This window comes from Franzmannia qiaohouensis, from assembly GCF_031451695.1.
GTDB lineage: Bacteria > Pseudomonadota > Gammaproteobacteria > Pseudomonadales > Halomonadaceae > Franzmannia > Franzmannia qiaohouensis.
In genome coordinates this window covers 38,327-62,040 of the sequence record NZ_JARWAM010000017.1, presented here as the reverse complement: position 1 = coordinate 62,040, position 23,714 = coordinate 38,327, and the positions used below count along the sequence as shown (strand labels likewise).

12 protein-coding genes and 1 pseudogene are annotated in these 23,714 nt (G+C 64.0%); 6 read left to right on the top strand and 7 right to left on the bottom strand.

All coding sequences use genetic code 11. The features are described 5' to 3' along the window. Positions 1-153 precede the first annotated feature (153 nt). The 4 genes and pseudogenes from QC821_RS19100 to QC821_RS19085 all read right to left on the bottom strand — a co-directional run. A pseudogene (locus QC821_RS19100) lies at positions 154-9,108 on the bottom strand (LEPR-XLL domain-containing protein); the annotation flags it as partial. Between the two features lie 145 nt (positions 9,109-9,253). Beyond that, a complete protein-coding gene (locus QC821_RS19095; RefSeq protein WP_309724713.1) occupies positions 9,254-10,078 on the bottom strand; it encodes a SapC family protein in 825 nt (274 codons plus the stop codon). A 12-nt stretch (positions 10,079-10,090) separates the two neighbouring features. Continuing rightward, positions 10,091-10,945 carry a hypothetical protein gene (locus tag QC821_RS19090; RefSeq protein ID WP_309724711.1) on the bottom strand — a complete coding sequence of 285 codons (855 nt, stop codon included), beginning with the start codon at positions 10,943-10,945 and terminating at the stop codon, positions 10,091-10,093. Continuing rightward, the gene (locus QC821_RS19085; RefSeq protein ID WP_309724709.1) at positions 10,945-12,321 is read right to left on the bottom strand and encodes a TolC family outer membrane protein; all 1,377 of its coding nucleotides are present in this window, start codon (positions 12,319-12,321) and stop codon (positions 10,945-10,947) included. Before QC821_RS19085 ends, QC821_RS19090 begins: the two co-directional genes overlap by 1 nt. Positions 12,322-12,774: 453 nt before the next feature. On the opposite strand from QC821_RS19085, the gene QC821_RS19080 reads away from it, so the two are divergent. Continuing rightward, positions 12,775-13,842 (top strand): helix-turn-helix domain-containing protein, encoded by a 1,068-nt coding sequence (locus QC821_RS19080; protein WP_309724707.1) that lies wholly within the window; start codon positions 12,775-12,777, stop codon positions 13,840-13,842. Here QC821_RS19080 and QC821_RS19075 read toward each other — a convergent pair. After that, positions 13,825-14,112, bottom strand: coding sequence for a hypothetical protein (locus tag QC821_RS19075; RefSeq protein WP_309724706.1), 288 nt, complete (start codon positions 14,110-14,112; stop codon positions 13,825-13,827). The genes QC821_RS19080 and QC821_RS19075 overlap by 18 nt on opposite strands. Before the next feature lie 11 nt (positions 14,113-14,123). Continuing rightward, on the bottom strand, positions 14,124-15,554 hold the full coding sequence (locus tag QC821_RS19070) for a sigma-54 interaction domain-containing protein (protein ID WP_309724705.1): 1,431 nt from the start codon (positions 15,552-15,554) through the stop codon (positions 14,124-14,126). A gap of 300 nt (positions 15,555-15,854) precedes the next feature. Between QC821_RS19070 and speB the strand changes: the two genes are divergently transcribed. The 4 genes from speB to QC821_RS19050 are packed head-to-tail and all read left to right on the top strand — an operon-like array spanning position 15,855 to position 21,355. Further along, on the top strand, positions 15,855-16,805 hold the full coding sequence (speB, locus tag QC821_RS19065) for an agmatinase (protein ID WP_309724703.1): 951 nt from the start codon (positions 15,855-15,857) through the stop codon (positions 16,803-16,805). A 48-nt stretch (positions 16,806-16,853) separates the two neighbouring features. Then, positions 16,854-18,233 carry a YjiH family protein gene (locus QC821_RS19060; RefSeq protein WP_309724701.1) on the top strand — a complete coding sequence of 460 codons (1,380 nt, stop codon included), beginning with the start codon at positions 16,854-16,856 and terminating at the stop codon, positions 18,231-18,233. A 10-nt stretch (positions 18,234-18,243) separates the two neighbouring features. After that, positions 18,244-19,860, top strand: a complete 1,617-nt coding sequence (locus tag QC821_RS19055) for a 5-guanidino-2-oxopentanoate decarboxylase (RefSeq protein WP_309724699.1) — start codon at positions 18,244-18,246, stop codon at positions 19,858-19,860. A 49-nt stretch (positions 19,861-19,909) separates the two neighbouring features. Then, positions 19,910-21,355, top strand: a complete 1,446-nt coding sequence (locus QC821_RS19050; protein WP_309724697.1) for an aldehyde dehydrogenase family protein — start codon at positions 19,910-19,912, stop codon at positions 21,353-21,355. An 89-nt stretch (positions 21,356-21,444) separates the two neighbouring features. On the opposite strand, the gene QC821_RS19045 is transcribed toward QC821_RS19050, so the two are convergent. Continuing rightward, positions 21,445-21,825, bottom strand: a complete 381-nt coding sequence (locus QC821_RS19045; RefSeq protein ID WP_163503470.1) for a histone-like nucleoid-structuring protein, MvaT/MvaU family — start codon at positions 21,823-21,825, stop codon at positions 21,445-21,447. Between the two features lie 313 nt (positions 21,826-22,138). On the opposite strand from QC821_RS19045, the gene bioA reads away from it, so the two are divergent. Next, a complete protein-coding gene (gene bioA, locus QC821_RS19040) occupies positions 22,139-23,410 on the top strand; it encodes an adenosylmethionine--8-amino-7-oxononanoate transaminase (protein ID WP_309724694.1) in 1,272 nt (423 codons plus the stop codon). Positions 23,411-23,714: the final 304 nt, after the last annotated feature.

The following is a 23,714-nucleotide window of genomic DNA, read 5'->3' as shown; positions in this document are numbered from 1 at the left end:
CTCTGCATTGATGCGCAGCAGCGCCGCCTTGAGCTGAATGTCGCCATCAGCTCTGACGTGGGTTTCCGCCCCCTCAATGGTAGCGCTGAGGATAGAAGCCATGTCGTTGGTGGCCGAGGCGCCCGCCAGACCCACGGCCCCGGCGCCGGCAGCGGCGCCTGAGACATTGATCATGATCGGCTGCACCGTCGCGGTGAGCGTGACGTCGCCGTTGGCACCGCCCCCCGCATTGGCACTTACGTCGGCCCCGTTACGGATGCTGGCCAGCACGTCATTCTGCATGAAGTTGATGCCGATCGACCCCGCCAGGGCGACCTTGCCGGCCGCGGCGCCGCCGGCCGTGATATTCAGCAGTTGGGCTTCTGCCTCGGCCAAGACCGTTACATTGCCGGCATTGGCGGTAACCTCTGAGTCGTCGATCACTGCGGCAATCTGGCCCAGCGTATAGCCGCTCGGCTCATCACCGAGATCGAGCATGATGAGGTCTTCCGACGCATCGACGTCGTCGTCGCTGGTGTTGTCGATGGTCCGCGAAGGGTCGGTGGGGTCGCCGCCAAGGTAGTTGAAGGCGATGGCGCCGCCGCCGGCCACCTTGCCGGCACCGGCCACACCGAAGGCGAAGTTGACCAGCCCCTTGCTGTCGGCCGCGATGACCTCCACATTACCGGCGGCGGTCACGTCGGCGCCGTTGACGATTTCTGCGCGGACCGACGAGCGCATCCAGTTCAAGCCCACCGCCGCGGAACCCGCCGCGCTGCCGCCGGCAGCGCCGGCGATGCTGATGTTGATGACCCCGGAAGAGAAATCCAGGTTCGACATGTCGCGCGGGGCAATATCCGACTCTTCGTCGTCTTCCAACTCGTCTTCGCCGTCGACGCCTTCATTCTCGAGGTCGAGATCGCCAAGCCCGACGCTGGCGAGATCGAATTCTTCATCCTCATCGGCGAGCCCGGCCAGCACGCTGACATTGCCACCCGCATCAAGTGTGGCGCCATTGACGCTAGCCATGATCAGGCTGTCGGTTTGTACCGTACTGGCACTGAGGCCACCGGCCACCTTGCCCGCGCCGGCCGCACCGATGGCAATCACCACCAGCGTGGTGCTGTCCTGGGCCTGCACGTTGATATTGCCCGCGGTGGTGATGTCGGCAGCGTCGCTGATCTGTGCCAGCGTCTGCCCCGATACGCTATTGACGGTGATGGCACCGGCAAGACCCACCTTGCCTGCGGCGACGCCACCGAAGGCCACCGACACCACCAGGCTTTCACTGAGCGCCTCGACGACAAGACGATCGGCCTGAATCTCGCCGCCCTGGATCGAGGCAACGGTGTCGTTGTCGATGACATTCACGCTGACGCTGCCGGCGAGGGCAACCTTGCCAGCCGACCCCGCCCCGCTGATGGCGATCAGCTGGGTCCGGTCGTAAGCCCCCACCCGCACCCGTTCCTGAATGTCTTCCATGCGGGTATTGCGCGACTCGGCCTTGACGGTATTGACGATGACGTTGGCCGACACGCTGCCTGACCCCGCGACTTTCTCACTTGCCCCGACGCCCACGGTGAGGGTGCGCAGCAGTCCGGTATTGCGGGCGGTGATATCGACGTGTTGTGCATCGCTCAGGGTGCTATCGGCGACGCTCGCCAGCGTGGTGTTGGTAATCACGTTGACCGAGATGGCGGCGCCGAAGCCGACGTTCTGCCCGGCCCCAAGGGCGCCGGCGAGCCCCCATATACTGCTCTGATCGACGGCTGCGACGGTTATCTCGCCGTCATCCAGCACATTGAGGTGGCTATTCTCGACGCTTGCCTGTGTGGAGTTGGTAATCGCATTGACCGTGATCGTACCGGCGAGACCGACCCCCTTGTCACTGCCACCGATGCCCGCCGACCCGGCCAAGCCGATCATCAGGGCGTCGTTACGCGCCTCGACCGACAGTGAGTCGACGTCGATGGCATTGGCTTGCTCACCGATGTCCTGCAGGGTTGCCTTGACGTCGTGCATCATCAGCGAAAAGGCCAGCGCCCCACCAACCCCGGCTTTCTTGCCGGCGCCCAGGGCACCGGCGACGACCACCGAGTTGGCAGCGTCACGTGCACCGACGTGCACACTGCCCAGCGAGCCGGAGTGGATGGACAGCAGTCGTGCATCAATGGTGCGCGTCGAGGCAAGTGCGGCGCCAGAGGCGGCAAAGCCGAAGCCCTTCTGGGTCGTCGCGATGGCAAGCCCCGCCGAGGCCATCACCGTCCAGCCGAACCGCTCGGCGTCGATACGCAGATCCTGGGTCATCAGGCTATCGATGTCACTCACGCTGGCCCGCGTCACGCCGTCCTGGATGGCCAGGGCACCGGCGCCGGCCACTGCAACACTGATATCGTCGCTGCTGCCTCGGGCAAGGCTCGCACCACCTGAGAGCACGCCAAGATGGGTGCTGTCGTTGGCGGCAACCTCCAGGCTGCCGTTGGCCACCTGGATGGTGTCCAGGCCGGCGACCTCGGCCAGCGTGGTGTCGTTGCCGATATGCACCACCATCGAGCCGGTAATGCCGACGGCGACGCTGTTGTCGTTATCGCTACTCTGGTTGCCGGCACCTTGCGACAGCACCGAGGATACGCTGCCGATTTTCTCGTCTGATGTATCCTGGCTGCCTTTCAGGCTCGACTTGTTATCGCTGCTGGCGTTGTCGTCAGGCTTGCTGCCGGCAACGCTGCCCGCCAGCGCCATATCAACGATCACGCCGCCGGTGTGGGCATCGACAACGGCATCGCCGCCGACGGTGACCGACCCGCTGATGCCGTTGCTGTCGTTGCCCAGCCACGCCTGGGTATCGCGCTCGACGAAAGACACGGCCACCGAGGCGCCAATCCCGACGCTCTCGCTTTGCACCATGCCGCCGGCGAGGCCGAATAGGTAGCTTTCATCGTTGGCGCTGACCCGCAGTGAGGGACCGATCGGGTTGTCGTTCTCGTCCCGATCCACGCCACCGTCGCCAATGGTCAATGACACGCCGTTATGAATACGCGCAGTAGTCTCGTTGAGCACGACATTGGCCACCGCCGTGCCATTGAAGGCCAGGTTGGCCGCCTTGCCGCTGGTCGCGCCCATGCCCACCAGCAGGGTATCGTTGTCGGCGGAAACATCGAGGCTATCGGCCACCAGTGTGACCCCCGACTCTATTTCCGCCGTGGCATTGCCCTGCAGGACATGCACACCAAGCGCCACGCCAATCCCCACGCCGTCCGACTTGACGCCGGCGAAGCCCGACTCGACCTTCTTCACGTCACCTTTAAAGGCTTTTTTCCACTTCTCGCCGTTGGCCTCGGAGGCACCGGCGAGCTTGGGCAAGCTGAAGTTGCCGACCATGGCAAACAGGTGATTATCGTTGTGGGCGCGAACCGTGACGTCCTGGCCGACAGACGGCGCGGCGTCGGCAAACGCTTCCCCGGCGGCCACGTTGATCGTCGCCCCCTCGCGAATGCGCGCGTCGCTGTTCTGGTTGATCAGCAGCACGTTGGCTGAGCCGGAGACGGCCAGCTTGCTGCCTTCTGCCGTGGCCAGCGTCCAGCTGTCGAAACTGCCCGGAAGGCCAAGATTGCCGGAGGTATAGCTGTCGAGGGTGGCGATGAACTCCTCGATGCGCTGCTCGAGAGGCGTGCCGATCTTCTCCCAGCGATCTTCATCATCGAAATCTTCAGTGGCGAGATCGACCTCCTCGTCACCGCCCTTGAACTCATAAATCTGTCCGGCCTCACCGCCGTCGACATGGTTATCGGCGACCAGCACCTTTTGCCCCTCGGCCAGCGTCTTGCTGCCGTCGGCGCTGAGGTGGTCGTAGGTGGCGTCGAGCTCGCCAAAGTTCTTGCCGGCAGCGTAGATATTGGCGCCCCACAGGCTCAGCGGGTCGACGCTGTTCAGGCTTTCGGCTTCGACGCTGAGACTGCCCTCGGCGTTGAGGTCGACATTGCCTTCGATGCTGGCATTGGCGTGGTTGTCCAGCAGACCAAAGGCCATGGCACCCGAGACGCCGACCTTGGCGGCATTCTTGCCGGCTACGGTGTCGTCTTTTTCTTTTTTCTTGCTGGCCTCGGCCGACTTGCCGCCGGTGACTGACGAATCCTTGGGCTGCGACAAGGACTTGCCCAGCAGCGTGTTGCCCAGCACCTTCTGCCCGAAGTCTTTCTGTTTTTTCTTCTTGTTGGGATCGACCCCGGTTGCAGCGCCGCTGGCACTCACCGCCGGACGATGGTCGCTGACCGCCTTGACCACGACGCCGCCAGCCACGCTGATGATGCTGCGCTCATCGTCCCCGAGAATATTGCCGTCGCGATCCACCTCGGTGCCGAGCTGGGCATTGGCACGATTGATGTCCACCGACACGGCGATACCGGCAGCCACATCCGCGGTGTTCGATTTCTTGCTGCTCTCGCCGGACTCTCCCTGCGAATCGAAGCGCTTGCTGATGAAGTCCGGTGCCTTGTCCTTGGCCTGCTCCTTGGCCTTCTTGGTGACGGCTTCGCCGGTCGCTTTCTTAGCGTTGTCGAGGGTCGCCTCGGGTGACGCGTCGTTACGGGTTTTCTTTATGCCGTCGAGCAGGCTGTTGGGGCCGCTGGGCTTGGAGGTGCCGGCACTGGCGGTGGTGGCACCGTTGCCCGGCCCCTGCTCGCTGTCGGCGGTGACGTTTAGATCGCCGCCCACGCTGACCTCGCCGGCCAGCTGGGCTTGCGTAACGCCCGTCGCCACGTTGACAGACAGAGCAATCCCCACGACGCCCTTGTCGGGGCCTGACGCCGCCTTGGTCGTGCTGCTGTGCAGGCTGGTGGCCGCGACCGTCAGGTCACCCCCCGCTTCGATGCGGGCATCGTCCCACACCATCACCCGCGACTCGCTGACCCGTACGCTGACCGCCACGGCAGCGGCGACCCCCTTGACCCCGCTGGGCTCCGCCTCGACATTCTGTACCGTGGTCACCGCGCTGGTGATACCCAGGTCATTGTCGGCCTGCAAATGGCCGTGCACGTGGACGTTTGATCTGGCGACGATCGTGCTGACCGAGACCCCTAGCCCCCAGGCTTTGGTCGGCTTGATGTCGGCGTTCAACTCGATCTCTGACTGCACGCTGAGGTCGTTTGACGCCAGCAGCGACGCCTGTTCGCCGATATCGATCGTGGCGTCGGCGATCAGCGTGGAAATGCTGCCAAAGAAGGACAGGTCTTGAATGAAATCAAGGGCTGCATCGATACCGCTATCAATGAAGCCGAGGCCGGTGCGCTCATTGAACCAGTCGCGATCCGGGTCGACGATGCGAGCGTCCAGGGTAATGTTGTTACCCTCGACCGTCGCCTCTCCCAGGGTCATGGATACATCGAAGAGGCCGACATCAATGAAGCTGTTAACCGGTGCCTGGAGCACATCGGGTAGGTGGGCATTGAGGCTGATGTCGCCCTCGCCGGCATCGATGACGCTGCCGCCGTCGATCACCAGATGACGCGCCGTCAGCGTCAGCGAGGCATCGCCGTCGGTAGACAGCTGCATGCCGTCGTCCAGGGTCAGCGTCCCGGTAGTGCGCAGTTCGATATCGTCACTGAAGGTGTATCCGTCAGTGAAATCGCTCCCGCGCAGGGTGCTATCGCCCTTCCACAGACCGATCAGGACGCCGCTGTCATTCTCCAGCGTCACTTCATCCAACCCGTCGAGGCTATCGGCCTCGAGTTCGACGACGATGTCGTGATCCTCGGCGGCATCGACTGACACGTTCAGCAAGCCTTTGCCCAGCTCGATCAGGCTGCCGCCCACGTTGAAGCCCGACGAACTGACCGACACATTGGCCGCGCCGCCAAATACCGAGAGTTCCGCAAAGGTAATGTTGGACAGCGAACTGGTCACGCTGCCCAGCGCCAGCTCACCGTTGGTCAGCGTGATCTCATCGTCGTTTTCGCTGGCTTCGTAAGACGAGCGCAGCGCATTGTCACCCTCACCGCCGTCGATGTCCTGCTGACCGCCGGCAATGATGATGACGTCGTCGCCGCGGCTACCGGTCAGCGTATTATCGCCGCCCTGGCTGGCATCCAGCGTGACGCCACGGGCGATCAGCGCCTTGCTTCGCCACTCGCCATCATCGAGCGACATGCCCAGGGCATCGGCGGTCAGGATGGCCGCCGTGTCGTCAGCGTCGATCGAGAAGTCGTCGTCGCCATCGGTCAGGTCGCGGACTACCAGTTGACCGCTGGCAGTGTCGATCTCGGCCTCGAGCAGGGAATTGCCCTCGGCGTCCTCGATACTCTCCAGCAGCAGAACCAGGTGCTCGACGGTAAGCGCGTCGGCAATATTGAGGGAGTGCTCGCTGCCATCCTTGAGGCCGATGGTGAGGGTGGCGCTGGTCTGCTCCAGGTCGCTGTCCTCGAGGGTGTCGAGGTAGACCTGGTAGTCGGCGGGGTCCTCGAAGTCCGCTTCATCAAGGAATACGTCCCCCAGGGCATTCATGAACCGCGCGATATCGGCGTCGCTGATCTCCGCCTGGCGCATCAACTCGCTCAGCTCGGTGTACTCACCGACCCCGTGCCAGCCGCTGGCGTCGAGGATGTTGTCGCTCGACCCGCCGCGGACGGTCAGCCGCTCTACGTTGACGTATTGGGACGTCTCGCCGCCCAGCTCGAAGCTGCCACCATCGACGCTGATTGCCTGGTCGCCAGACGCCTGCAGGATGAGGTGGTCGACGTCTTCACCGCCGATGATATCCACTTTTCCGCCGCTGACATGCAGGGTGTTGTTGCCGGCGATGGCGGAAATCTCGCTCTCGCCCTGGCCGGCATAGATCGTATCGTTGCCGGCACCGCCTTCGATAAACACGCGCCCGGCAAAACCGCGGGCATCGAGAACGGTATTGCCGAACTCGGCCTGGAGTACCGCGTCACCGATATTCGCGAGGGAGTCGACGCCGGCCACGCGTTCATTGCGGATACTGGACGCCACCGCCTGGGCACCCGCCCCCGCCAGCGCCACGTTGAGTGTCTCGCGCGCCAGCGACCTGGTGAAGTCACCGTTCGCATCGACGTCCATGAAGTCATCGACGAAGCGCACCGTCCAGGCCACTTTGTCCTCGCCGTCTTCCACGAACAGCTCGCGGGAGACCTGCAGGTTCCCCTGGCCGACGCCGCTCAGCGACTCGAGGGCGTGCTGGACTTCCAGCGCCTCACTGCCCATGGCGAGTTCGTCGGTGTGGTGACCGTTGTAGCCGAACTGCACCCTGGCCTCGGGGTCGTAGGCCATCACCAGACGATGCTCTTCGGCGAAATCGCCGCGCACCAGCCGGTCGTCGTGCAGCCCGAGGTAGTGGGCGGTGCTACCCATTACCGCGTTGTCGCCCTCACCGCCATCCAGCGTATTGTCTCCGCGATAGCCGTAGAGCACGTCATCACCGGCGCCACCGGTGAGCGTATCGTTACCCAGGCCGCCCAGCAGCAGCGCCCCACCATCGCCGGCATAGAGTCGATTGTTGCCGTCCACGCCTTCCAGACGCACTTCACCCCGGAAGCCCCGGGCATCGAGAACATCGTCACCCTCACCGCCGACCAGCACGGCCTGCTGCACGCCGTCGAGGGTGAATGCCTGCCAGTCATCATCACCCTCGACGGTGACACTCAGGGTGGCGGAATCATCCTCACCGGTATCTTCGAGCCGCATGCTGACATCGTGGGTTATCTCCAGCCCGACGCCTGCCTCGATGACATTCTCGTCACCGCCATTGCCCACCACATGACCGCCCCCCGGCCCGAGCAGGAAACGGTCGCTGCTGGCGCTGCCGAGCATGGTGGTATCCACCGCGTCCTCGAGCATCTGGAAGGTCACGCCGCCGCTTTCACGGTAGCCGCTGGCATCCAGCGTCTGGCCGCTGCCCGTGGCGGAAAGCACCAGTTCAAACGGCACCTGGGCGAAGCTGAGGGTGTCGTCTCCCGCCTCGGCGGTGATGCCATTGTCGTCATCGGAGCGCAGGATAATGTCGGACGCGCGCTCCACCACGAAGGTGGTGTCGTTGACCTCGGCGCCTTCGAGCCGGAACTCGTCGCTGCCCCCACGTGAAATAAGGGTGCTGATGCCCTCGCCGGTGATCAGGGTATCGTCACCGCTGCCGCTGATGATCAGGTTGTCGCCGTTACGCCCGTCGAGGATCGTATCCGGGGCATCGTCTCGATCGTCGCCGACCAGGATGTCGTCGCCGTCGGTGCCGATCACGTGGTTGAAACCGCCGATTGACTGGAAGCCCGTGGCGGCGCCCTGGGCCAGGTCCACTTCGACTGGCGACACGTAGTCGGAAAAATCGAGCACATCGCCCGGGCGTCCGTCGAGGACGTCGATCCCCGAGAAAGCCACCTCGCCAAGCCGCAGGTCGCCGGCATCGAACAGCGACCAGGAGATCTCATCATCGAGGGAGCTGGTCAGGGTATGCGCGACGCTATCGTCCTCGGGAGATAGCAGCCCGTCGGACGTCTCGCGATAGGGAGCCACATCGATGGTCGCCACGCCCTTGAAGCTCAACCAGTCCGCGTTATCGCTTAACCGAGCGTCGCCCTTGCCCTCATCGGTCACGTCCCAGCTAGTGTCCGCCGCCAGCCCCTCGATACGATCATCCCCTTCGCCCCCCACGAAGGTGATGTTGAGCGTCTCGGTGTTGGCCAGCGACAGGGTGTCGTCGCCGTCCCCGCCCTTGAAGTTCACCAACAGCCCATCGACCTCGCCGATAAGGCTTTCATCGAAGCTGAGACGGTCGTTGTCTTCGCTGCCGTCGACGGTAATGCCCCGTTGCATGGCGACCGAGCGGCTGATGCTTGCCAGCTCCTCGTCGTCATCACCCAGGAAGTTGATGGCCTGAACCACGCCATCGATCTCTTCCACCAACTCCAGGTGCTCGCCATCCTCGGTCATGCGCAGCATGACATCGCTGCCCGACGCCAGCGCCGCCGTGAGCGGGTCCGCTGACAGCAGCATGCGCGGCTCGAGGCCCTCGAAAATGAAGGCTGACTTCTCGGCCTGGGCTCGCGTGCTGCGCTTGCCGCGCACCAGCTTGGCGACCAGTTCGGCAAGCGGCTTGCGAAGCGGCTGGAAGGGGCGGTTCATGGCGATTCTCCTGCATGTCGGACCACGCGCGGGGGGGCATCGTGATCCTTCGGTTAGGGCGGCCGGGGCATATGGCCGCCCCTGTTCCAAGCGTTGCACCTGTTCAGCGGTGGCACTTGGCGGTCTGGCGTTTAGCCAGGAGGGCTCAATGCACCGGCGTCTCTTCACCGCCGGCATCGGCTGCCGAACCAGACGACTCGGCGATGGTCTGCTCGGCGGGGTCACCCTTGTGCTGGGCACCCACGCGGGCACCACCGCGGGACAGACGGCTCAGGCGGTTGAAGTTGCGCATCGACTGCAGGTGCACGTAGAGCAGCTCCAGCTCATCGGTTCCCAGCATGGAGCGGATGTCATCTTCCTTGAGGGCCTTGAGCTTCTGGCGATTGACCGCCTTGAAGCCGGTCAGGGTGCGCGGGCTACCTTCGCCTTGGCGCACCTGAGCCTGCACGTCTTCGAGCAGGTCAAGATCCACCAGCCGCTGACAGAAGGTCCGCGTGCGCTGGAAGTGGCTCTGGTAGTCCTGGAGGAAGTCGAGCACCTTGGCCAGGTACTGGGTCTGCTCGCCGTCGGCATCGAAGAAGCGCTCGCCGCGGCCCTCCTGATTGAGGCCCTCGTAGGCGTTGTCGATGCACAGCGTAAAGGTCTTGCCATCCTCGCTGGAGGCAAACACGAACGGGTAGCGGCGCAGGAAGGCCGGCACGTACTCGCCGCGCCACTGGCCTTCGGCGTCGACCATCAGGTTGGCATCCTGCTCCAGGCCCAGCACGGCCACCGGCAGTACGCTGCCCTCGGCTTCGGTGAATACCACCGGCAGGTCGCTGGCCGCGGCGGGAAATTCGGCGGCCATGACGGGGACGGAGTTGATGTCCTTGGCGAAGCCAAAGTCCTTGCCCACCTTGAGTGATAGTTCGCCGTGCTTGTCGCGGGTGATGGGCTGAACGTCGCGGTAAATTAGCAGTTGTGTCGCCATGCTGATGCCTTCTTATCGGGTATGAGAAAGGGTGTCGTGTGGCACGGAGTGCCGCTTGCCTGCGTAGTAGCAGGTAAAAAATGGCTGCTGGCCGGCGCCCACGCCGAAGGACACGTTGCCCAGCAGCTGGTCGCCGTGCTGGGCAATCCACTGCACGAGGCGCTGGCGAGGGGCGCACTGCCAGTCACGCGCCAGTGCCATCAGCAGCCCGGCCACGCTGCCAAGCGGCAGCCGTGACTGGTGCATATGCAGGTTGAGTGAGTCCCGGGGAGTGGTGCTGCCGGCCTGTTGTTCTTCGATGCGCACCGTCATCGGTGGCCATGCACGCTGGGATAGCGCCGAGCTGATCTCGAGCTGCTCGACGATGTCGGCGACTAGCGCAGGCATGACGGCAAGCTGATCGCCGATTGCCGCCGATGCCGCTGAAGCAGAGGGCAGCAGCAGGTACTCAGATACGGCTGCATGATCCTGGCCGGGGGTCCACTTCCAGGCGCGGTATTGAACGTGCCGCGTAGCGGGATCGGGTGCCGACTCAGGCAACGTGTACTCCCAGTAGACTTTGCGCCGCTCGCCCTCCAGGCCGAGGTGAAGAAAATGCGGTGCTGAGCCACCCGCGGCCGCCAGCTCCGATAGCACCCGCTGCTGATCGCTTGTCGGCATCTGCCACCGCGCCAGCAGCGTCTGGAGGGTGTCGGACAGCACCGACTGCGACAGCCGCGCCAGCGGCAGGCTGAACAGCACGCGCTGCGCGCCCCAGTGGCCAGGCCCCAGCTTGACGGACTGCTCTTCCAACCACGGCGTCGCCAGCTCGGCGACCGCCTCGCGCAGCAGCGTCAACGCCGCCGGATGCCACTCGGTCGCCGTCATCAGGCCGCCGCCTGCCGACCGACGACGACCTCATCGCCAAGAAAGCCGTCGATCTCTGCCAGGTCCTCGGCGTTGAGAATCCCGGCGGCATGCTTGAGCCGGATCACGCTAAGCAAGTAGTCGTAGCGGGCATTGGCCAACTCACTCCGCGCCAGGAACAGGTCGCGCTCGGCGTCCAGCAGATCGAGCAGCGGCGTTATGCCGGATTCGAAGCCCACCTGGCGAGATTCCACGATCCGCTCGCTGGCACGCAGCGACTCTCTTAGCGCCTCCTCACGTGCCATGGCGGTGATGATGCCCTGGTAGCCGGCTTGCACCTGGCGATCGATCTCGCGCCGCACCTGCTCCAGCGTGGAGCGGCTGGCGTTGATCAGCTGTTCGCCCTGGCGAACCTGGGATGACACCATGCCGCCGCTGTAGATGGGGATATTGACGTTGAGCCGAATGGTCTGGGTTTCCACCTCGCTGCCGCCACCGAACAGTGACCCCTCAGTGTCGTCATTCTCGTAATTGAGACTCAAATCAACCGTCGGGTAGTGGCCACCACGCCGGACATTCACATCCTGGGCGGCGACATCACTGGCCAACTCTGCGGCTTTCAGGCGGGGACTGCGCTGCAGCGCCAGCTCCGTCCACGCCGACTCGGCATCCGGATCAGGACGCTGTAGTTGAAGATCCTCACGCACCAGGCGCAGCTGATCTGGGGCCTGGCCGGTGATCTCGCCAAGCCCGTTGTGTGCATCGCGCAGCCGGTTGGCCAGGTCCAGTTCACGGGCCTGCACCTGCAGGAAACGCGCCTCGGCATCGAGCAAGTCGATCTCCCGGGCAAGTCCGTCTTCGTATCGCGCCCGCACTTGCCCTAGGTTGGTCTCGACCTCTTCCTTCTCGGCGTTCAGGAAGTCCAGGTTCTCTTGCAGTGCCAGCACATCGAAATAGCGCTCGGACACCCGCAGCAGCAGGTCCTGACGTGCTACCTCGAGCTCCGATGCCGCCTGCTGTGTCTCCATATCCGCCTGGCGAAATGATGCCCAGCGCGAGTAGTCGTAGACCGACTGCGTGAGTGAGATGCCGTACACGGTGGTGGGATAGCTGGTGCTGCCGCTGCCAAAGACTTCATTGTCGGAGCTGACGATGTCCTGGCTGATTTCGCTACGCGCAACGTTCGCGCTCACCTGCGGCAGCAGCGCGGAACGCGCCTGGTAATAGCGTTCATCGGTGGCCTGCTTGCCGAAGAAGTCCGACTGGAACTGGGGGTCGTTGTCCCGAGCCAGATCGTAGACATCCATCAATCCGGCCGCAGTCGCATGTGAGGCGCCGACAAGGAGTGCCAGCACGCCCAACATTCCCAGGCGCTGCCCGGAAAATATCCTGATCATTATTGTAAATCCCCTGCAATACCGGCCCTGCTGAGCCAAGTGTGCCCATCATGACCAAAGCGATTCGTTACAGCGTTAGGCTGCTTGATAGAGCCAAGGGGCAAAGCGCCAACCTAGGTTTGGTTAGCAATTATTGGAGTCCCTGCAATGCGTGCTTTACCCCGTCATCCTTAAGCATGAGTCTAGTCATATCGAAAGGCTTACACGCGTCACTTTGTCTCTAGATGCACACCACTTCGTCCTGACGTACGGTTACAAACCTGCAGGGAGTCGCTCACCAGCTAACTATCATGAGACTCAACACCACCCGTTCCACGCCGGTCGGGTTATTCCCAAGTGTCCGATGGTAGGCTTGCAGACCAGTTCGCTCACAAGACGAGAAATGAAAATAGCGCCTAGGTGGCGCTCAACCGACGCGCCTAAGGGAACCTGGCAAGAATTAAGGATACTTAAGTGAACGTCGACGCAGCCCAGCGACAACACGACGACCGCTCAACGCTCCCGTACCTCATTTTCTCGACTGATGAACTGCCACTCGCGGACAGAACCCGGGCGTGGCAGGAAATCGCCGCACCACTGTTTGAGGTGATGCCAAGGGAGACGACGCTGGAAGGGCGAATAAATTCGTTCTTGCTCAGTGACTGGCTGGTCGGCACCATTGAATGCAACGCCCACCGCTACTCTCGCCAACCGTCGATGTCGGCCAACGATGGTTTGGATTACTACTTCATCCAGCACTACCAGCAAGGCGAACTGAAGGGTACCTGTGGCGACAATACGATTGAGCTGCGTCCAGGCGACATCGGCTTTTTCGACACCAAGCAGGCCATCGACGTCAATGTCACCAGCGTACGTACCTTTTCCCTAATTATTCCTCGGCACGAGTTTGGCATCGACCCCGCAAGCACCAACTTGCACGGCATGGTGCTGAAGCGTGAAAGCCCTATGGGGTATATGCTGGGGAATCACTTCCAGAGCATGCTGCAGCTACTGCCTACGCTACCCATACAGGATGCCAAGCAGTTAAAAAGCTGCACTCGTAGCCTGATGGTTGCCTGGCTCGACACCCTGTCCTCGCAACAAACCCGCAGCGCATCGACGCTTAGAGGGCTCAAGCAGCAGCTGCACGCCTTTATCGACGAGCGACTGAGCGATCCAGCACTCGACCCGGCCCTGCTGCAGAGAGAATTTGGTATATCGCGCACCACGCTTTATCGGGCCTTCGGCGCGCCTGGCGTCAGCGACTACATTCGCTACCGCCGGCTCGAAGCGGCACTACGCGATATCAAGCGAGAAGAGGCAATGTCGATCAGCCAGATTGCCTTTCGCTGGGGCTTTACCAATGAACGAAAGTTCCAGCGTGCTTTTCGCAAGCGCTATGATATGTCGCCCAGCGACGCCCGGCACGATAGCAAGGACCTGCTGCAGCTTCACTCTCCAGTATTGGCCCTACAAGACACCATGGCTTATTGGGTTAAACGAGGAAAGGAAACCAGGGCTGAATCAGGCGATCTTGCCTAGCGACAGCAGGGTGCGCATCAGCAGGCTGACCGACTCACTGGACTGCTGGTACTCCTGCATCAACATACTGACGCGGCGCTCGAAGGCCTCCTGATCGTTACGCTGCTGGGCCTCGCGGCGCGCCTCGGCGCTCATCACGCTGGGCATGTCGCGGGGCGCCTGGCCGCTGTCGAGGGCCACCAGGGCATCGGCGAAGGCGTCGTCGAGCTCGCGGAATTTGCGCAGTTTCTCGCGCTCGTCCATAGGTTTGGGGCGTTTTTCGTATCGCATTCTTGAGTGACTTATCTCTCGTTATGAATCGTCAGGCCATGCTTGCTGAGCTTGCGCACCACGCTGGGCTGACTGATGCCCAGGCGCCGGGCCATGGCATAGGTACTCGGATGGTCGCGGCACAGTGATGCGAGGATATCGCGCTCCATCGCCGCCATTGCTTGCTTGAGGGTTTGCCCCTCGGATAGCAGCGTATTCCCAGGCATGGGCGCATGGGATGAGCGATCACTTACCAGTATACCGGGTTCCTGGCCGGCGGCGAACCTCTGCTGCCCCACGTCGGGCTCGATCAGGTCGCCGGGGGACGATAGCCAGGCGCGCTCCAGGGTGTTCTCGAGTTCTCGTACGTTACCCGGCCAGTCGCGGGCCATCAACTGCGACCAGAGGCCGGCATGCAGCAGCTTGTTGCCACCATAGCGCTGGTTGAGACGGGCCAGCTGCAGTTCGGCGAGCACTGGAATGTCCTCGCGGCGCTCGCGCAGCGGCGGCAGCGTGACCGGTATCACGTTGACCCGGTAGTAGAGATCGAGGCGAAAGCCGCCCTCCTCCACGCGCCGGGCAAGATCCTGATTGGTAGCCACCACCAGCCGGAAATCTACCCGCCGCGGCCGGGTGTCGCCCAGCCGCGTAAGGCTGCCATCCTGGATCACCTTGAGCAGTTTGGTCTGCATGGCCAGCGGTAGTTCGCCGATCTCGTCGAGAAACAGCGTGCCGCCGTCGGCCTGCTCCAGCAGGCCGGCGCGGCCCTGGCGCGTGGCGCCGCTGAAGGCGCCGGGCTGGTAGCCGAACATCTCGGATTCGAACAGGCCCTCGGGAATCGAGGCGCAGTTGACGTCGATGAAGGGACCGTCGCCGCGCCGGCTCCAGCGATGCAGCTGGCGCGCGAAGGCGGTCTTGCCAACCCCCGATTCGCCGAGCAGCAGCACGGTGGCATCGGTGGGCGCCACGCGCTTTAGCAGCACGGCAATCTCGCGCATGACGCCGCTGCGCACCTCGAGGCTATCGAGCTCCAGATCGTCGCCGATCGAACCGCCGCCGCTGCGTTTGAGGTGGTCGCTGAAACGCTGCTGTAGCAGCGCATACTCGTCCTGCAGCAGCTGCAGGTCGGTGAGATCCATCGAGCGGCTGACGACCCGCTCGAGCTTGCCGTCGATATACACCGGATGTGCCTGGGCGAGCACCCGTCGTCCGGTGGCAGTCTGCTGCATCAGCTGGGCGGGCTCGCCGGTGCGCATCACCTCGAGACTTACCGAGGGCTTGAGAATGCCCTTGGTTTCCAGCGCCTGCACCGTGGTGCGGCACAGCGCCTCGCGGCTCATGCCGTATACCGCCGCGGCGCCGGGGCTGACGTCCAGCACCCGGCCCTCGCCGTCGACGATGAAGAAATGGTCGCTGGCCGTCTCGACGATGGTGGCCAACACTTGGCTATCGATGTCGCGCATGACGGGTCTCGCTGAGGGCGAAATCGATACGTTAACGCATCATTGATGCATTTTTAAATCAAATCGGCGGCGCAATGATGTAAAAACGCATCACCCTGCCGGAAACCGCCTATAAAACAGTCGCGTAAACTTGGCACGCAATGTGCAGTAGGTGATGGGCAAAGCGCCAAAGGCCAATGTAGGAGCGTATTTATTCGCGATGGGTTTTTCGACCCCGGCAGCGCTGCGTGCTGCATCGCGACTGACGTCGCTCCCACAAGGGCGGGGCCCTTTGCAAATCGATTGAACAAGGAGAACAGCATGAGCGAGTTCAACCAGCCGCTGGGCGGCAACGAGATGCCGCGCTTCGCCGGCCCGGCGACCATGATGCGACTGCCCACCCAGGATAGCGCCGCTGGCCTGGACGTGGCCTTTATCGGCATTCCGATGGATATCGCCACCTCCAACCGGCCGGGCACGCGGCTGGGGCCGCGCCAGATCCGCGACGAGTCGCGCATGCTGCGCCCCTATAACATGGCTACCCGCGCCGCGCCCTTCGACAGCCTGCAGGTGGCCGATATCGGCGACGTGCCGATCAACACCTTCCACCTGCCCAAGAGCGTCGACATCATCAGCGCCTTCTACGACGAGGTGCTGCGCCACGACTGCAAACCGCTGACCATGGGCGGCGACCATCTGATCACCCTGCCCATCCTGCGCGCCATGGCCAACAAGCACGGCCCGGTGGGCCTGATCCATATCGACGCCCATGCCGACGTCAACGAGCACATGTTTGGCGAGCCCCTCGCCCACGGCACGCCCTTCCGTCGCGCCCAGGAAGAAGGCCTGCTGGCCCACGGCAAGGTGGTGCAGATCGGCCTGCGGGGCACCGGCTATGCTGCCGAGGACTTCGACTGGTGTCGCGACCAGGGTTTCCGCGTGGTGACCGCCGAGGAGTGCTGGTACAAGTCGCTGGCGCCGCTGATGGCGGAGGTGCGCGAGCAGATGGGCGACACGCCGGTCTATATCACCTTCGACATCGACGGTCTCGATCCCTCGGTGGCCCCTGGCACCGGCACCGTCGAGATGGGCGGCCTGACCTCGGCCCAGGGCCTGGAGCTGGTGCGCGGCGCTGCCGGCCTCAACATCGTCGGCGGCGACCTGGTGGAAGTGTCGCCGCCCTATGACCCCAGCGGCAACACCGCACTGATGGGCGCCACGCTGCTGTATGAAATGCTGTGCGTACTACCCGGCGTAACGCACCAGGATTGATCGAGCCGATACCCCCCACTGACTGACGACAACAACGAGGATGACCTCATGCCCTCTCCCGACACGACCCAAGAGACGGTGCCCCGAGCGCCGCTAGACCGTGGCAACCTGCTGAAATTCCTCATCCCCTCCGTGATTGGTGTGAGCCTGTTCCTGATCCCGTTCCAGGTCGGCGACACCATCAACATCGGCATGGGCCTGATGGCCGACGGCCTCAAGGCGCTGCTCGACGGCGCACTGCCGGCCATCGCCACCGCGGTGCTATGCCTGTCGGTGATACTCACCGCCTGGGTCAAGATCGCCAAGCCGTCCTTCGCCGCCGAGGGCGTGTTCAAGGACATGTTCGATGTCGGACCGGTGTGGTTCGGCATGCGTATCCTGGGCGCAGCCTTCGCGCTGATGACCTTCTTCCAGTTCGGGCCCGAGTTCGTCACCGCCTCCTTCACCGGCGGCGTGATGCTCAATGACCTGGCACCGGTGCTGCTGACGTTCTTCTTCTTCGCCGCGATCCTGCTGCCGTTCCTGGTCGACTTCGGCTTCATGGAGTTCATCGGCAGCCTGGTGCGCAAGCCGTTCCGGGTGATCTTCCGCCTGCCGGGACGCAGCGCCATCGACGCCACCGCCTCGTGGATGGGGTCGGGCACCGTGGGCGTGCTGATCACCACCCAGCAGTACGAGAAGGGCTTCTACAATCGCCGCGAAGCGGCGGTGATCGCCACCAACTTCTCGATCGTATCGATCGCCTTCAGCCTGCTGATCACCAGCTTCGTCGACCTCAACCACATGTTCGTGCAGTTCTACTTCACGGTGGTAGTGTCGGGGCTGATTGCCGCCATCATCGTGCCGCGCCTGCCGCCGCTGTCGCGCAAGCCGGATACCTACTACGAACCGGTGGGCTGCCAGCTGCGCGAAAAGCGCACCGACGGCATGGGCGTATTCCGCTACAGCCTGACCATGGCGGTGAAGCGCGCCGAGAACGCCCCAGGTCCGCGCGAGCTGGTGCGCAACGCGCTGTTCAACGTCGCCGACATCTTCCTGGCGCTGCTGCCGCTGGTAATGGCGATCGGTACCGTGGCACTGATCCTGGCCGAGTTCACGCCGCTGTTCACCTGGCTCTCCTACCCGATGGTGCCGGTGCTCGAGCTGCTGCGCATCCCCGAGGCTGAGGCCGCCGCACCGGCGACCCTGGTGGGCTTCGCCGACATGTTCCTGCCGGCAGTGCTGGCCACCAACATCGAGAGCGAACTGACCCGCTTCGTGATCGCCTGCCTGTCGCTGACCCAGCTGATCTACATGTCGGAAATCGGCGCGCTGATCCTCAAGTCGAAGATTCCGCTCAAGCTGTGGGAACTGCTGGTAATCTTCCTGCTGCGCACGGCGATCACCTTGCCGATCATCGCCTTCATGGCGCATACCTTCTTCTTCTGAGGCATACGCGATGACTGACACCTCCATGACCTGCGCCGAGCTGCTGATTCGCCTGCTGCGCGATACCTACGGGGTCGACACCCTGTTCGGAATTCCCGGCGTGCACACCGTGGAGCTCTACCGCGGCCTCGAGGGCAGCGGCGTGCAGCACGTCACGCCGCGCCACGAACAGGGCGCCGGCTTCATGGCCGACGGCTACGCCCGCGCCAGCGGCAAGCCCGGGGTGTGCCTGATCATCACCGGGCCCGGCATGACCAATATCGCCACCGCCATGGGCCAGGCGCTGGCCGACTCGGTGCCAATGCTGGTGATCTCCAGCGTCAACCGCCGCGACACCCTGGGCCGCGGCCAGGGCCGGCTGCATGAGCTGCCCAGCCAGCAGCAGATGATCAGCGGCGTGGCGCGCTTCAGCCACACCCTGCTCGATGCCGAGGCCCTCCCAGAGGTGCTGGCACGGGCCTTCGCGGTATTCCGCGGAGCGCGGCCGGGGCCAGTGCATATCGAGATCCCCATCGACCTGTTCAATGTGGCGGTGACCACGCCACGCGCCTGGCAGGCGCCGGTGGTCTACCGCGCCGCGCCGGACCCCGAGGGCCTGGCCCAGGCAGCCAGCTGGCTGCGCAGCGCCGAGCGCCCGCTGGTGCTGCTCGGCGGCGGCTGCGTGGATGCTCCCGAGGCGGCACGTGCGCTGGTCGAACGACTCGATGCGCCGACGGTGACCACCATCAACGCCAAGGGCCTGCTGGGTCGCGACCACCCGCTCGACCTCGGCGCCAATGCCGCCCTGCCGGCGGTACGCGAGCTGGCCCGCGACGCCGACGTGATCCTCGCCGTGGGCACCGAGCTCGGCGAGACCGACTACGACGTGGTGTTCGACGACGGTTTCGCGCTCGCCGGCACCCTGATTCGCATCGACCTCGACCCCGAGCAGCTGGTGCGCAACCAGCGCCTGTCGCTGGGGCTGGTGGCAGACGCCGGGCGCAGCCTGGCGCTGCTACTCGAGCACTTTCCGGTGGCAACACCGCGCGACGGTGCGGCACGCACGGCAGCCGCCCTGGCCGCGCTCGACCTGGCCCACGATCCGGCCTTTGCCGATTTCGTGCCCTTCTACACCACCCTGGCCGAGCATCTGCCGGAGGCGATTCTGGTCGGCGACTCCACCGCACCGGTCTATGCCGGTAATCATCTGGTCTCGCAGCCGGCTCCGCGCCGCTACTTCAACGCCTCGACCGGCTACGGCACCCTCGGCTACGGCCTGCCGGCGGCACTCGGTGCCCAGCTGGCGCGGCCCGACCTGCCGGTGGTGGCGCTGGTCGGCGACGGTGGCGTCATGTTCACCATTGCCGAGCTGGCCACCGCGGTGGAGGAGCGCCTGCCGGTGGTGATCCTGCTGTGGCACAACGCCGGCTACGAGGAGATCAGGCGCTATATGGATGCCCACGGCGTCGAACGGGTCGGGGTGGATATCCTGCCGCCGGACTTCCTGGCCCTGGCGCGCGGCTTCGGCTGCGTGGCCACCCATGTCGACGACCCGGCAAGCCTGCGTGAGGCCCTCGCTTCGCGCCCGCTGGACGGCCCCTTTCTGATCGAGATCGGCGCCGAATCCTGGCAAGCCCATCGCCAATGAATTCGCTCCTACTAGGGAGTGGCGCCAAGACACACATAGGAGATCTCAGGTGCAACGACTCGATCATCACTATATCGACGGCCGCTGGGTGGCGAGCCGCGGCACACGCTGGCTGCCGGTATTCGACCCTTTTCGCGAGCAGCTGATCGCCGAGGTGACCGCCGGCGACCCGGCGGATGTCGACGACGCCGTGGCCGCGGCGCGCCGTGCCCTGCCCGCCTGGCAGGCGCTGAGTGGCGCCGAGCGCGGGGGCTATCTCGACGCCTTCGCCGACGCCCTGACGCAACGCCGCGAGGCGCTGGTGCGGCTCTCCTGCACCAATAACGGCAAGGTGCTGGCCGAGGCCGAGATCGATCTCGACGACGCCATCGCCTGCTACCGCTACTACGCCGAACAGGCCCGGGCGCTGGACGCGCGTCAGGGCCAGGCAGTGGCAATTGAGATGGACGGCGTCGAGGCACGCTGCTACTTCGATCCGGCCGGTGTGGTGGGCCTGATCACGCCGTGGAACTTCCCACTGGTGACCAGCGCCTGGAAGCTGGCCCCGGCGCTGGCTGCCGGCTGCACCGCGGTGCTCAAGCCCTCCGAGGTCACCCCGCTGCCTGAGCAGGCGCTGGCCGAAATCGCCGCCGAGATCGGGCTACCCGCCGGCGTGCTCAACCTGCTGCACGGCGACGGCGAGGGCATCGGCGCGCCGCTCACCGCCCATCGCGACGTCGACAAGGTCTCGTTCACCGGCAGCAACCGGGTCGGCGAGGCGGTGATGCGTGCCGCCAGCGAGGGCTCCCGCGGCGTCTCGCTGGAGCTCGGCGGCAAGTCGCCCATTGTGGTGCTCGACGACGCCGACCCCGAGCAGGCCGCCGACTGGATCATGGCGGGCATCTACTTCAACGCCGGCCAGATCTGCTCGGCCACCTCGCGGCTGATCGTCGCCGAGCCATTGGCCGATGCGGTCTATGCGGCCCTGGCCAGCCGCATCGATGCGCTGCGGCTCGGCGACCCCCTCGACGACGCCAGCGACATGGGGCCGCTGACCAGCGAGCGCCAGCGCGAGGCGGTGAACGCCTATCTGGCCATTGCCGAACAGGAGGGACTCAGCGCGGTACGCGACGGCCGTGATCGCCGGCTGCCCGAGCGGGGCTATTTCCTGGCGCCAACCCTGTATCGCGATGTGCCCACCACTAGCCGCCTGTGGCAGGAAGAGATATTTGGACCGGTACTCTGTGGCCGCTCCACTACCAGCGAGGAAGAGGCGATCGAACTGGCCAACGCCAGCGACTTCGGCCTGGCTGCCACGGTAATCAGCGGTGACCCGGAACGGGCCAAACGCGTGGGTCGCCAACTGCGTGCCGGCAGTATCTGGTATAACAGCGAACAATTGGTATTACCGCAAACCGGTTGGGGCGGCTTCAAGCGTAGCGGTATCGGCCGGGAACTCGGCCCATGGGGGCTTTCCGCCTATCTCGAAGTCAAGCATATCGTCGGGCCGCAATAACGCCGCGACGCTGTTCGGGACTCGCCACAAACAAAAGGCCGCGCAGTTTGCGCGGCCTTTTGCCAGATATCAACCCGGGTAACGCAGTATCACTCTTCGATACGGACCAGCCAGGACTCGACGGTGTCGTTGCCGAACTCGTCTTTCCATGCTTTCAGGGTCTTCTGGTTGCCACCGCGAGTCTCGACGACTTCACCGGTGTTGGGGTTCTTGTAGATCTTCAGTTTGCGCTTGCGGCGACCACCGGCTGCGGCAGAAGGCGACTTGGCGGCGGCCTTGTTGGCCGGCTTGGGGTCGAGCAGGTCGATCACGTCAGCGGCCGACTTGTTGAACTCCTTCATCAGCGCTTCGAGCTTTTCCTTGAACTCGAGCTCGGCCTTGAGGCGCTGATCGCTTTCCATGTTGTGCAGTTCTTCGGTGAGCTGCTTGAGAAGCTGCTCTTTCTGCATGTAGGCGCTAAGCAGAGACATTGCATTTCCTTTTCTTTAACGGATGCCAGTTTGCGGGATGCCGACGCATTATCACCGCAATCGACGCTAAGTTTCAATATCATAGCGAGATTATCTCGACTCCTCAACTTAATGCCAGTCAATTAATCAACAGCGTAATAGCCGTACTTATTGTTTAAAACTGCAATCCCCTGCACGCAACGCACTTGCCCCGCTCCGACAGCCTGCCTGGCCTGCTCCGGTCACCCTGCCAGACCTACTGCTGGCGCCGCTTTCCAGGCTTTGTTAACCTATTTAAAAACATGTGTTTACAGAACTTCTACAAGGTTTGCCCATGCCGTCAAATGCCCTATGGCACCCCTACGCCCAGATGCAGACGCAACCAGCTCCCCTCGAGGTGGTCGGCGGCCAGGGCGCCTATATCGAACTTAGCGGCGGTGAGCGGCTGCTCGACGCCACTTGTTCCTGGTGGTGCATGATCCACGGCTACGGCCATCCGCGCCTGGTATCGGCGATCCAGCAGCAGGCTGACACGCTCTGCCACGTGATGCTCGGCGGGCTGTCACACGCTCCCGCCGTTGAGCTTGCCGAGACCCTGGTGCGGATCACCCCACCGGGCCTCGATCATGTTTTCTTCTCGGATAGCGGTTCGGTAGGCATGGAAGTGGCGATGAAGATGGCAGTGCAGTACCAGGTGCTGCGCGGTCGCCCGCAAAAACATCGCATGCTGTCACTGATGCGCGCCTACCATGGCGACACCAGCGGCTGCATGGCGGTCTGCGACCCCGAAGAGGGCATGCATTCGCTGTTTGCCGGGCTGCTGCCACGCCACCACTTCGCGCCGGCGCCCACGGCGCCCTTCGATGCCTCGCCGCAGGAGGCCGAGGCCGACATCGCCGCCCTGCGCGCGACCCTCGAGGCCTGCCACCATGAGGTAGCCGCGCTGCTGATGGAGCCGCTGCTGCAGGCCGCCGGCGGGCTCAACATGACCTCGCCCCACTATGTTCGCGCCGCCCGCGAGCTGTGCGACGAGTTCGACGTGCTGCTGATCTTCGACGAGGTGGCTACCGGCTTTGGCCGTACCGGCAAGCTGTTCGCCGCCGAGCATGCCGGGGTCACGCCGGACATCATGGTGCTCTCCAAGGGACTTACCGGCGGCTACCTGGGTCACGCCGCGACCCTGGCCACCAACCAGGTCTATGACACCTTCCTCAGCGACGACGACGGCCATGCCTTCATGCACGGCCCCACCTTCATGGGTAATCCACTGGCCTGCCGGGTAGCGCTGGAGAGCATCGCGGTGTTCGAGGAGGAGGACTACCTGAGCAAGATCGCCGAGCTCAACGCCGTGCTTCGCGAGGCGTTGCTCAATGAGCGGGTAGCGCACCACCCCGCGGTCAGTGACGTACGCGTGCTCGGCGCCTGTGCTGCCATCGAGTTCAAGGATGCCGCCAGCCTGGCCGGTGCCCAGACCCACGCGCGCCGCCAGGGCGTCTGGCTGCGCCCGTTTGGCCGCTGGCTCTATACCATGCCGGCCTATATCACCACGCAGGATGAGCTACGCCAGATCACTGCGGCGATGATCTCCTGGGTCGACCAGTGTTGACGCCCAATGGATCGCCAGGCGGCCTGCGGGCCGCTTTTTTTGTGCTTGAGCGGCGGCTAAACAGGATTGTCGCGGCTGCCAAAAGCGAGGGACGCCGGGGACAGGCCGTAGAGGAGGTTCTACGCCAGGGATGGCGTAGGTAGCGCCCAGGGATGGGTTCACAGCGCCTCCTCGCAGGCCTGTCGCCGGATCAGTGCCGAGCGGGGCTGCTATCTACGGGCCGTCTTTTCCGTGCTTGAGCGGCGGCTGAGGCGATCAGTTGGCAAGCTCGGCGAGATGTTCCATACTGACGAGCTATCGGGCT